Origin of the sequence: Shewanella sp. 10N.286.52.B9 (assembly GCF_002873635.1) — a bacterium.
In the GTDB taxonomy this organism is placed as follows: Bacteria; Pseudomonadota; Gammaproteobacteria; order Enterobacterales; family Shewanellaceae; genus Shewanella.
In genome coordinates, this window is record NZ_MCTY01000036.1 from 12,648 (window position 1) to 24,829 (window position 12,182).

12 protein-coding genes are annotated in these 12,182 nt (G+C 41.6%); 11 read left to right on the top strand and 1 reads right to left on the bottom strand.

Annotated elements, in window-relative coordinates:
- The first annotated feature begins 137 nt into the window (after positions 1 to 137).
- The 10 genes from BCU91_RS03030 (at position 138) to bfr (BCU91_RS03075) (ending at position 8,752) form a co-directional block, all read left to right on the top strand.
- Positions 138 to 1,472, top strand: coding sequence for a Na(+)-translocating NADH-quinone reductase subunit A (locus BCU91_RS03030; RefSeq protein ID WP_102437983.1), 1,335 nt, complete (start codon positions 138 to 140; stop codon positions 1,470 to 1,472).
- Positions 1,472 to 2,671, top strand: a complete 1,200-nt coding sequence (locus BCU91_RS03035; RefSeq protein WP_102437961.1) for an NADH:ubiquinone reductase (Na(+)-transporting) subunit B — start codon at positions 1,472 to 1,474, stop codon at positions 2,669 to 2,671. Before BCU91_RS03030 ends, BCU91_RS03035 begins: the two co-directional genes overlap by 1 nt.
- On the top strand, positions 2,661 to 3,455 hold the full coding sequence (locus tag BCU91_RS03040; RefSeq protein ID WP_102437960.1) for a Na(+)-translocating NADH-quinone reductase subunit C: 795 nt from the start codon (positions 2,661 to 2,663) through the stop codon (positions 3,453 to 3,455). Before BCU91_RS03035 ends, BCU91_RS03040 begins: the two co-directional genes overlap by 11 nt.
- Positions 3,455 to 4,087, top strand: a complete 633-nt coding sequence (locus BCU91_RS03045) for an NADH:ubiquinone reductase (Na(+)-transporting) subunit D (protein ID WP_076542777.1) — start codon at positions 3,455 to 3,457, stop codon at positions 4,085 to 4,087. The genes BCU91_RS03040 and BCU91_RS03045 overlap by 1 nt, the downstream gene beginning before the upstream one ends.
- A 5-nt stretch (positions 4,088 to 4,092) precedes the next feature.
- Entirely contained in the window at positions 4,093 to 4,701 is a 609-nt protein-coding gene (gene nqrE / locus BCU91_RS03050; protein WP_076542779.1) for an NADH:ubiquinone reductase (Na(+)-transporting) subunit E, read from the top strand.
- A gap of 44 nt (positions 4,702 to 4,745) precedes the next feature.
- Entirely contained in the window at positions 4,746 to 5,993 is a 1,248-nt protein-coding gene (nqrF, locus tag BCU91_RS03055) for an NADH:ubiquinone reductase (Na(+)-transporting) subunit F (protein ID WP_076542782.1), read from the top strand.
- Positions 5,994 to 6,209: 216 nt separating this feature from the next.
- Positions 6,210 to 7,208 carry an FAD:protein FMN transferase gene (locus BCU91_RS03060; protein WP_241903506.1) on the top strand — a complete coding sequence of 333 codons (999 nt, stop codon included), beginning with the start codon at positions 6,210 to 6,212 and terminating at the stop codon, positions 7,206 to 7,208.
- A gap of 47 nt (positions 7,209 to 7,255) precedes the next feature.
- A complete protein-coding gene (nqrM, locus tag BCU91_RS03065; RefSeq protein WP_076542875.1) occupies positions 7,256 to 7,477 on the top strand; it encodes a (Na+)-NQR maturation NqrM in 222 nt (73 codons plus the stop codon).
- A 324-nt stretch (positions 7,478 to 7,801) separates the two neighbouring features.
- On the top strand, positions 7,802 to 8,272 hold the full coding sequence (bfr, locus tag BCU91_RS03070; RefSeq protein ID WP_102520116.1) for a bacterioferritin: 471 nt from the start codon (positions 7,802 to 7,804) through the stop codon (positions 8,270 to 8,272).
- Between the two features lie 12 nt (positions 8,273 to 8,284).
- Positions 8,285 to 8,752, top strand: coding sequence for a bacterioferritin (gene bfr, locus BCU91_RS03075; protein ID WP_102437953.1), 468 nt, complete (start codon positions 8,285 to 8,287; stop codon positions 8,750 to 8,752).
- 81 nt (positions 8,753 to 8,833) lie between these two features.
- Here the strand turns inward: bfr (BCU91_RS03075) and BCU91_RS03080 are convergent, their stop codons facing one another.
- A complete protein-coding gene (locus tag BCU91_RS03080) occupies positions 8,834 to 10,744 on the bottom strand; it encodes a methyl-accepting chemotaxis protein (RefSeq protein WP_102530880.1) in 1,911 nt (636 codons plus the stop codon).
- Positions 10,745 to 11,026: 282 nt separating this feature from the next.
- Here BCU91_RS03080 and dinB point away from each other — a divergent pair, with 282 nt between their 5' ends.
- On the top strand, positions 11,027 to 12,103 hold the full coding sequence (dinB, locus tag BCU91_RS03085; RefSeq protein WP_102437949.1) for a DNA polymerase IV: 1,077 nt from the start codon (positions 11,027 to 11,029) through the stop codon (positions 12,101 to 12,103).
- The last annotated feature ends 79 nt before the right edge of the window (positions 12,104 to 12,182 follow it).

A 12,182-nucleotide genomic window follows, 5' to 3' on the forward strand; every position in this document is an offset into this window, starting at 1 on the left:
CGCGACCAGCGTGATTGCGATCGCATTTCCGTGATAAATCTGCGCTAGCTCAACACTGAAGTGTTTGTTAACACTTTGTTTTCTTTTGGGTAGGAACGCGGCGCATTGTCTTTCCTTCAAACGTAGTGCTTGTGGATATGATTACAATAAAGAAAGGATTGGAACTACCTCTAGCAGGTGGCCCTGAGCAAGTTATCCATAATGGCCCAGCCATTAAGAACGTAGCGACTTTGGGTGAAGAGTATATTGGCTTACGTCCAACGATGAAAATCAAGGTTGGCGAAAAAGTCTTGAAAGGTCAGGTGATTTTTGAAGATAAAAAGAACCTTGGCGTTAAATATACTGCTTTAGCTAGTGGTACTGTATTAGAAATTAACCGGGGTGCGAAACGTGTACTTCAGTCAGTGGTTATTGGCGTTGAAGGTGATGATAAAGTCAGCTTTACTCAATATAGTGCTGATGAACTTAACACGTTAGATGCTAACGTTGTCAGAGAAAACTTGATTGAATCAGGTCTTTGGACAGCTTTACGAACTCGCCCTTTCAGTAAAGTACCTGCTGTTGATTCAGTCGCTGCTGGTATTTTCGTCACCGCAATTGATACTCAACCACTTGCTGCAGATCCTGCTGTAGTGATTGCTGAGCATAAAGATGATTTTGCTAACGGCTTGACGCTACTAGCGAAATTAACAGAAGGCAAACTTTTCCTTGCTAAAGCGCCTGGTGCTGATATCCCTTCTGGCAATGCTCAAGTTGAAGAGTTTGCAGGTATACATCCTGCTGGCCTAGTGGGCACTCACATTCATCATCTTCTTCCTGCTTCTGCAACACGTACGGTTTGGCATATTGGCTACCAAGACGTGATTGCTGTTGGTCAATTATTCACTCAAGGTGAACTTAACACTCAACGTGTTATTGCGATTACTGGCCCTGAAGCTAAAAACCCACGTTTAGTTCGTACAGTATTAGGTGCTAGCACTGTTGAATTAACTGCTGGAGAAATTGAAACTGACAATGTTCGAGTTATCTCAGGTTCAGTATTAAGCGGGCGCCAAGCGGCGGGTCCTCATGGCTATTTAGGTCGCTATCATCAACAACTTAGCTTGTTGAAAGAAGGCAATGAAAAAGAATTATTTGGTTGGGCTATGCCTGGTGCTGATAAGTTCTCTATCACTCGCGCATTCTTAGGTCACTTAAACCGTACAGGTCTGTTCAATATGACCACAACTACGGGTGGTTCAGATCGTGCCATGGTGCCAATTGGTAACTATGAACGTGTTGTTCCATTAGATATCTTACCGACAATGTTACTTCGCGATCTTGTTTCTGGTGATTATGACGGTGCTGCTGCACTGGGCGCACTAGAGCTAGATGAAGAAGATTTGGCATTGTGTACCTTCGTATGTCCAGGCAAGTATGACTATGCATCATATCTGCGTGATTGTTTAGATACGATCGAGAGGGAAGGCTAATGAGCTTGAAAGATTTTATCGAGCGTATTGAACCGCAATTTGAAAAAGGCGGCAAGTACGAGAAGTGGTACGCCCTTTATGAAGCGGCTGCTACTGTGTTTTACACTCCAGGTAAAGTAAACAAAGGCACCACGCACGTGCGTGACAGCCTTGATCTAAAACGTATGATGATTACGGTTTGGGCCTGTACTTTCCCGGCAATGTTCTTTGGTATGTACAACGTTGGCTTGCAAGCTCAAGATGCCCTGATGGCTGGCTTTGCAACTCCTGATGTATGGCAAGTCAGCCTATTCAGCCTATTTGGTACTGAATTAACCGCAAGTTCAGGTGTGCCTGCACTGATGTGGTATGGCGCTTGTTGGTTCCTACCTATTTATGCGGTGACTTTTGCCGTTGGTGGTTTCTGGGAAGTCTTATTCGCGTCTGTACGTGGCCATGAAGTTAACGAAGGTTTCTTTGTAACTTCCATTCTATTTGCGCTGACCTTACCAGCAACTATTCCATTATGGATGGTTGCACTGGGTATTACCTTTGGTGTTGTGGTTGCAAAAGAAGTGTTTGGCGGCACAGGTCGTAACTTCTTAAACCCAGCGTTAGCGGGTCGTGCATTCTTATTCTTTGCGTATCCGTTAAGCATGTCAGGTGACACAACATGGGTTGTGGCTGACGGTTTCTCTGGTGCTACGGCATTGAGCCAAGCTGCACAGGGCACGTTTGAATATACTAGCGCTAACTGGTGGGATGCCTTCTTAGGTTTCATTCCAGGTTCCGTGGGTGAAGTCTCTACCTTTGCTATTTTGCTAGGTGGTGCAGTTATCGTTTATACCCGTATCGCCTCATGGCGTATTATTTCAGGTGTGATGTTGGGCATGATTGCAGTTTCTTACCTACTTAACTTTATCGGTAGCGACACTAATGCAATGTTTGCAACACCTTGGTATTGGCATCTTGTTTTAGGTGGATTTGCCTTCGGTATGATGTTTATGGCGACGGACCCAGTTTCTGCGTCTTTCACTAACAATGCTAAATGGGCTTACGGTATCTTAATTGGTGCAATGGCAGTGTTTATTCGCGTCATTAACCCAGCGTTCCCTGAAGGAATGATGTTAGCCATCCTGTTTGCTAACTTATTTGCACCGTTATTTGACCATTTCGTGGTTCAAGCAAATGTGAAGCGGAGGATTGCTCGTGGCCAGTAATAAAGAATCAATCGGCAAAACATTATTTGTTGTAATCGGCCTGTGTTTTATCTGCTCAATGTTGGTATCAACTGCAGCAGTATTACTTAAGCCAATTCAGCAAGAGAATAAATTGCTAGATAAGCAAAAGTACATTCTTGAAGCGGCAGGTTTAGTGGATACTAAAGCTGGCAAAGTTGAGAAAGACGTTATTATTGCAAAGTATGGTAAGTACGTTGAAGCTCGTCTTGTTGATTTAAAAACCGGTGAGTTTGTTGAAGGTGATGCTGATACTTTTGATGTTGAAAAAGCGGCACGTACGCCTGCAACGTCTTTTAAGCCTGAAAATGACATTGCCTCTGTTAAGCGCGTTGCAAATCAAGGTGTTGTTTATCTAGTTAAAGATGACAACAATGAACTACAAACCGTGATTATTCCTGTTAAAGGCTACGGTTTATGGTCAACCATGTTTGCATTCTTAGCGGTTGAAGCGGATATGAATACCATTCGCAGCTTAGTGTATTACGACTTCACTGGTTCTGGTGAAACACCGGGCCTAGGTGGTGAAGTTCAAAACCCTCAGTGGATTGCTAAGTGGGAAGGTAAAAAACTTTATGACGACAATGGCGACTTAGCTATTCAAGTCACTAAGATCCCGACAATTGCATCTTCAGTTCACGGTGTTGATGCCTTATCTGGTGCGACGTTGACCAGTAACGGTGTTCAGTACTCGCTAACGTTTTGGTTAGGTGAAGAAGGTTTTGCACGCTTTATCGAAAAGGCACGCAATGGAGGACTAGGCTAATGGCTGACGTTAAAGAACTTAAACAGGTTCTGACTGGACCTATCATTAATAACAACCCAATTGCTCTGCAAATTCTGGGTGTATGTAGTGCACTGGCTGTTACCGCTAAAATGGAAACCGCTATTGTAATGACATTAGCATTGACTGCGGTGACCGCGTGTTCGAACTTATTTATTTCGTTACTACGTAATCATATTCCAAGCAGCGTTCGTATTATTGTGCAAATGACAATTATTGCTTCATTAGTAATTGTTGTAGACCAAGTATTGCAAGCTTACGCCTATGACGTAGCGAAGCAATTATCAGTATTTGTTGGCTTGATTATCACCAACTGTATTGTAATGGGTCGCGCAGAAGCATACGCAATGAAAACGCCGCCTCTGATGAGCTTTATGGACGGTATTGGTAATGGCTTAGGCTATGGCGCCATCCTATTATCAGTTGGTTTCTTCCGTGAACTACTCGGTAATGGTTCATTGTTCGGCGTTGAAATCCTCAGCAAAATCTCTGACGGTGGTTGGTATCAGCCTAATGGCTTGTTACTTCTTCCTCCAAGTGCGTTCTTCTTGATCGGTATGCTGATCTGGATTATCCGTACTTATAAGCCAGAGCAAGTAGAAGCAAAAGGGTAGGCGCAATGGAACATTATATTAGTCTGTTAATTCGTTCGATTTTCATTGAGAACATGGCGTTAGCCTTCTTCCTCGGTATGTGTACTTTCTTGGCGGTATCAAAGAAAGTCACCACTGCTATGGGTCTAGGTGTTGCGGTAATTGTGGTACTGGCAATTTCAGTGCCTGTTAACCAAATCATCTATCAAGGTTTACTGGCTCCTGGCGCATTAGCTTGGGCCGGTGTACCTGATGCAGATTTGAGCTTCTTGAAGTTCATTACCTTTATTGGTGTTATTGCTGCATTAGTACAGATTCTGGAAATGGCATTAGATAAGTACTTTCCACCTTTGTACAACGCATTAGGTATTTTCTTACCATTGATCACGGTTAACTGTGCAATTTTTGGTGCGGTTTCATTCATGGTTGAGCGTGATTATAACCTTGGCGAGAGCTTGGTATTCGGTATCGGCTCAGGTGTTGGTTGGGCATTAGCAATTGTATTGCTTGCCGGTCTACGTGAGAAAATGAAGTATTCTGATGTGCCTAAAGGGCTACGTGGTTTAGGTATTACCTTCATCACTTCTGGCTTAATGGCGCTAGGTTTCATGTCGTTCTCAGGTGTGTCTCTTTAAGACACCCGTACGACGTATTAATTTGAACCTTAAAGGATAAGTTAATGGATATTCTTAAAGCTACTCCGATAGATGTTTATCTAGGTGTGAGTATGTTTACCGCGATTGTACTGGTTTTAGTATTAGTGATTTTATTTGCTAAATCTAAACTAGTAGCCAGTGGTGATATCACTATCTCAATTAATGATGATAGCGAAAAAGCAATTAAAACCGGTGCTGGTAGCAAGCTGCTCGGCGCACTAGCTAACAATGGTATTTTCGTTTCAAGTGCTTGTGGTGGCGGTGGCTCATGTGGTCAGTGTCGGGTAAACATTAAGTCTGGTGGTGGTGATATTCTGCCTACTGAACTTGATCACATAAGCAAAGGTGAAGCACGTCAAGGTTGTCGTTTAGCCTGTCAGGTTAACGTTAAAACTGACATGGAAATCGAACTTGATGAAGAGATTTTCGGCATCAAAAAATGGGAATGTGAAGTTATCTCTAACGATAACAAAGCGACGTTTATTAAAGAGCTTAAGCTGCAAATCCCTGATGGTGAGTCTGTGCCGTTCCGCGCGGGTGGCTATATTCAAATTGAAGCCCCAGCTCACCACGTTAAATATGCTGACTTTGATGTACCAGAGCAATACCGTGGCGACTGGGAACACTTTGGTTTCTTCAACTTAGAATCTAAGGTTGATGAAGAAACTATTCGTGCATACTCAATGGCTAACTACCCAGAAGAGTTTGGCATCATCATGTTGAACGTGCGTATCGCTACGCCGCCGCCAAGAAACTTAACTTTACCTTGCGGTAAGATGTCATCGTTTATTTGGAGCCTCAAAGAAGGTGACAAAGTAACGATTTCTGGTCCATTTGGTGAGTTCTTTGCTAAAGATACCGATGCTGAAATGGTGTTTGTCGGTGGTGGTGCAGGTATGGCGCCAATGCGTTCACATATCTTTGACCAACTTAAGCGTTTACAGTCTAAACGTAAGATGAGTTTTTGGTATGGTGCTCGTTCTAAGCGTGAAATGTTCTACGTAGAAGATTTCGATGGCTTAGCGGCTGAGAATGAAAACTTTAAGTGGCATGTTGCGTTATCTGATCCGCAAGCGGAAGATAACTGGGATGGCTACACAGGCTTTATTCATAACGTATTGTACGAAAACTACTTACGTGACCATGACGCACCAGAAGATTGTGAGTTCTACATGTGTGGACCTCCAATGATGAATGCTGCGGTAATTGGTATGCTTAAAGACTTAGGCGTTGAAGATGAAAACATCTTACTCGATGACTTTGGTGGTTAGTGACTAACTGCTAACCCTTTGCAAAAGACATTGAACGTCATAAATTGCAGCTAGCTGACACGGTGGTCACCATTGTTAAGCTAGCTGCAATTTTTATTTTAGGGACTTTGTAGTTTAGTCGTTGTTGCTTTAGCCACTGTTGCTTTAGCTAAGAATGATTTAAACATTAACCATATAAAAATTGAGAATTTGAACATTTACATGATAAAAATTTCGATGAAGACGCTGGCAGTATTTTTTGGTTTGTTGATTTTAGTCGGCTGTGGAACTGAAGATAAGATAGTGTCACTGTCAGGCAATACCATGGGGACCACTTATCATATAAAAGTGGTACGTAATGAGCGCCTGCCAACCACTCAACTACTACAAGCTGAAATTGATATCGCTCTTGAGTTAGTTAATGATCAAATGTCCACTTACAGACCGAAGTCAGAACTATCACGTTTTAACCAGCTAGGTGTTAATCAACGCCTGAAAGTTTCAGCGGATACAGCCAAGGTTTTAAATGAAGGCTTACGCCTTTACGACACGACTCAAGGCGCGCTGGATATTACCTTAGGGCCATTGGTTAACCTATGGGGCTTTGGTCCTGATAAGCGCCCAACAGCGATCCCAAGCGCTGAAACGATTGCCGAGATGAAAGCTAAATCGGATATTCATGGTTTTAGTGTCAAAGATTTAACTGTCACCAAGTTAAGCCCTGATCTCTACATTGATTTATCTTCCCTTGCTAAAGGCTATGGTGTCGATAAAATTGCTGCACTACTCAATAAATACCAAGTAGAGGGATACTTAGTGGAAATTGGTGGTGAGATTAGCGTTAAAGGTGTTAAAAATGACGGCAGCCCATGGCGTGTTGCAGTTGAGAAACCTTCGAGCCAAGGGGCGGCTATTCAACAGGTGATAGAGCCTGGTAATATGGCGCTAGCGACATCTGGCGATTACAGAATTTATTATGAAGAAAACGGCGAGCGTTTTTCGCATTTAATTGACCCTAGAAGCGGTTATCCAATAAAGCATAAGTTAGCGTCAGTAACCGTTTTGCACCCTAGTAGTATGACTGCAGACGCTTATGCAACTGCAATGATGGTATTAGGTACGGAAGAGTCTTTAGCGTTAGCTGAGCGTGAGAAACTGCCAGTTATGCTGATTGAAAAAGACGACGATAATTATGACGTATTTTATAGTGAGTCGTTTGCACCTTACATTCGTTAATGGCATTTAAAGATTTATTTGATGACCAATTTAGCTTGGAGAATATGATGAGTACTTTTATTGCAGCATTTGTGGTGTTGTTATTATTTTTTTTATTAATGTCCGTGGGCTATATCGTGAAGCGCAAGGCGGTTGAAGGCAGTTGTGGTGGTTTAGGTGTTTTGGGTATTGAGAAAGCTTGTGATTGTGATGACCCATGCGATAAACGCAAACGCCGCATGGCTGAAGCTGAAAGAGAAGCAAAACTGAATCAAAACCGGATTATCTAGTGCGCCAGCATTAACTTTAAGCCCACTTTCAAGTGGGCTTTTTTACGACTGTTACAAAATTTACAAAACTAATTACAGCTAACATTTACCCTTACTAGTGTGATTATTGTCACTATTAAAAACCAGCAGAATTAGCTAGAGATGTGATTCTATTAAGAAATATTCAAACGTGAAAATGCTGAAGCGAGATAAGAACCTAAGTTATAATGATAATAGTTATCAATGACTAAGTTTATGATAATAAAGGGGAATTGTTTTTTGAAGTCACATGTACTATGCTGGTCGAAATTGATCCAGATCAATCTAGCATTTAAGGACTAAATCATGAAAGGCCATCCAAAAGTAATTAGTCAGCTCAATCGTGTACTGACATGTGAGCTCACTGCCATTAATCAATATTTTCTTCACGCGCGTATGTTCAAGCATTGGGGACTCGAAAACCTCAATGAGAAAGAATATAAAAAATCTATTCAAGATATGAAACATGCAGACAAGTTAATTGAGCGGGTATTGTTTTTGGAAGGTTTACCTAACCTTCAACAATTAGACAAGTTACGCATTGGTGAGCATTGCGAAGAAATGTTTGATTGTGATCAGCAAGCGGTAGTCGAGCAGTTGGTCGTTTTACGAGAGGCGATTAAGCTTTGTGAAACAGAGCGCGATTACGTTACTCGTGATTTATTAGAAGATTTACTTGAAGATGAAGAAGAGCATCTAGACTGGATTGAAACCCAAAAAGAGCTGATTAACCAAACCGGTATTCAGAACTATCTTCAATCACAAATTAAAGATTAATAGGACATTATCATGAAAGGTAATCCAGAAGTTATTGCAGCTTTAAATGCATTATTAACCGGTGAGTTGTCAGCGATGGATCAATACTTTGTACATGCACACATGTACGAAGATTGGGGATTTGATGAGCTTTATACGCGCATCTTACATGAGTCAGATGACGAAAAAGCCCATGCTGCTAAGTTAGTTCAGCGCATTCTTTTCTTGGAAGGCACGCCAGATGTTGCAAGTCGTGAAGCATTAAACATCGGTAAAGACGTAGAAGAGATGCTTAAAAATGACTTGAGCTACGAATATCAAGTTGCTGATCATTTACGTGAAGTCATCGCTTTATGCGAAGTAAAAGGCGACTTCCAAACCCGTGAAATCTTAGAAGTACTACTTGATGATACTGAATCTGATCACATGTATTGGTTAGAAAAACAAATTCGATTAATTGATCGCGTTGGTTTACAAAATTATCTGCAAACCAAAATGTAATCATTGAGTTTGCTACAAAACAAAAGCCTAACTGAGTTAGGCTTTTTTTATGGGATTTTTAAGCGTTATAAATTGGTAACGCTATAGTTTGAACTGATTAATCATATTGGTTAGCTCCACATTGATTGTGGCAATATTATCCGTTTCATTTCGCTGCATAATGCCTTCATCATTTAAGGTTTCAACCATATCGTGAATTTGGTGCATGCTTCGATTAATTTCCTGAATAACAATATTTTGCTCATTTGCTGAAGTGGATATCTGGCTATTGAGGGCATTGATTTGAGCAACAATAGTACTCATGGTTTGTAAATTATCAGAAGTATTACTGACCTCAGTAACCGTGTCTGAGCAGGCTCGTTCAGTACTGCCAATGGCCGCCACCACCGCAGTGGCTTCAGCTTTTAATTTTGCCAGCGCGATTTCAATTTCACTGGTACTTGTTTGGGTGCGACTGGCAAGGGCGCGCACTTCATCTGCAACCACAGCAAAACCACGCCCTTGCTCTCCGGCCCTTGCAGCTTCAATCGAGGCATTAAGCGCTAACAGGTTGGTTTGCTCTGCAATACTCCCAATCACATCAACAATGCTTTGAATACTGCTGGTTTCATTATTCATGTGCTCGACATTACCAGCAGTTTGATGGATTTCAGCAGCTAAACCTTGGATACCCACTTGGGTTAAGTTAATGGTCTTCAGTGATTGCTCGCCAGTAATATTAGCCTCATTAGTATGCTTGGCTGCGGTTTCGGTATTCTCAACCACAGTGACAGCGGTATTTGATAGCTCTTCAATGGCGGTCACAATTTGGGTTGTTTCATTGGTATGGGCTGTCAAAATTTGTTCGCTGTTTTGGCTATAGTGCTGCAGCTTATCAATACCGGTAGATAATTTAATTGTCGATTTATTGATGGCTAACAACATCGTTTGTAGTTGTGAAATAAAGGCGTTAATTCCGAGGGAAATTTTTCCGATATCGTCATCATTTTTGACTTCCAAACGACGGGTTAAATCACCATTACCTTGAGATAAGCCAGTGACTAAGTCACGTAGTTCATTAATCGGTTGATAGAGCTTATTCAGTAGTATTAATAACGCCACAACAGATAAGCCAAGTACCAATAATATGATGCCGCTGAGTTTTAATGTGGCATTAACAAGCGGTGCGAAAGCTGTTGCTTCATCGAGGGTGACAATCACATACCATTGGTTGTTATCAATTAAAGGGATTTTTTGACTAGCAATAATCGTGCTAACGTCATTTATATCACTGAGCGCCCATGAGCTATCCTGACCGAGAATACTTTGATAGATCTCGCTTAGTTGGCTATTGCTGCTGATATTGTCTTTTTGATTAGTTAAGGCTGAATTAGAGGCTAACACTAAGCCATTTTTATCAATAATAAAGCCAGTGGCACCTTCAATATCTGCTAATGCTTGTAGTTGCAGTTGCAAGTAGTCAAAACGTAAATCCGCCATGATGATCCCGCCATCAATTGGGTGCATAACCCCGACCATAGGTATACCGTCTGTACGGGTAAAAAACACTTCGCTGAGGGACAAGGTATTTTTTTGTTTGCCGTTTTGGTACCAAGGACGAGTGCGGGGATCATATTTATCGACTACACCGACGCCGTCAGGAAAAGACTCTGAAGCAATAGAGGCAAAGGATTGGCCATCATCAAACCCCATAATGACTTTAGAGACGCCACCTAATTTCGCTGTGTATTGAGTCATGGCGACATGGCCGGCATCCACATTGTTATGACGGTATAGACTCGCGAGTTCAGTTACCGCGGAAGTGGTGCGATTAAATGAGTTTTCTATTTCACTGACTTTGGTTTTTATTTGGTGGTGGATGTCGGTTGTCAGCTTGTCTGTTATTTGTTGTTTTAATAATTGGTGAGTGACCAGCCCGCTAATGATCAAGGCGAAAGCTAATAGAATTGTTAACGCAAATAGTAAACTCGCTTTAAAGCCAAACTTGTTCATAACTCACCTAATTGTATTATTATTTTTGTTTGATTGTACCTGCTTATAAATCAAAATATACCCTAAGCTCATAAAAAAGTTAGTGATTTGTATCATGTAATGTTGATTTTGTTTTTGTGTCGTCTGATGTTTAGTGTTCTTACTGTTATTTATTTGTATTGCAAATTAGCGCTATTTTGTAATTTGAAGCTTTCAACGCGACTGGTGATAAAGGTTTAATTTGAACACTGTTTTTATATACAGTATCATAATGTCATTCAGTGACTTCTTTATGAAAACGCCATGCGTAAAATTATCCACATTGATATGGATTGCTATTATGCCGCAGTTGAAATGCGTGATTTTCCACAATTGCGTGGTAAACCTATTGCTGTAGGTGGGCGCAGCGATCGCCGTGGTGTTATCAGTACCTGTAGTTATGAGGCGCGTAAATATGGCGTTCGTTCTGCTATGTCGAGTTATCAGGCATTAAAACTCTGCCCAGATTTGATATTGGTGCCAGGCAGGATGGAGGTTTACAAAGCGGTTTCGCTGCAAATCCGTGAAATATTCCATCGTTATACAGAATTAGTTGAGCCGTTATCATTGGACGAGGCGTATCTTGATGTTACTGATTGTGATGCATGTAAAGGTAGCGCCACCTTAATTGCTGAGCAGATCAGAGCTGAAATCTTTACGGTAACCGGGCTTACTGCTTCCGCGGGAGTCGCACCGATTAAGTTTTTAGCTAAAATAGCTTCTGACTTAAATAAGCCTAATGGTCAATATGTGATCACGCCTGCTGAGATCCCTTCGTTTATAAAATCATTATCCTTAAGTAAAATCCCTGGGGTGGGAAAAGTAACCTCGGCTAAGCTTGCAGCGCTCGGGCTTGAAACCTGTGAAGACGTGCAGCGCTACCCGAGTGACAAGCTCATCAGCGGTTTTGGTAAATTTGGCCGCGTGTTAATTGAGCGCACTCAAGGTATCGATACACGTCAAATAAGCCCAAATCGTATCAGAAAGTCGGTTGGGGTTGAGACCACCTTAGCCCAAGATATTTTTACTATAGAGCAATGCAGCAATGTCATGCCGCAGTTAATCCAAGAGCTTATTAGCCGGGTGCATCGCAGTGCTAAAGACCGGCAAATTCATAAACAGGTAGTAAAACTTAAATTTAACGATTTCAAGCAAACTACCATTGAGCATCGCAGTGATGAAATGTCGCTTAACTTATTCCAGACATTGTTAACTCAAGCACTAGAGCGGGCCAATGGCCGAGGTATAAGATTAATCGGTGTCAGTGTTGGTTTAGCTGATAATAGCCAGCCAGAAGTGGTTACAGATGATAATAGCGAGCAATTAGATTTGCAGTTCTAGTGATTATCGCTAGAAACAAAAAGGCTGCCTTTTCTTATATCAAGAATAGAGCAGCCTTTTTATTAAGTGCGTAATTTAA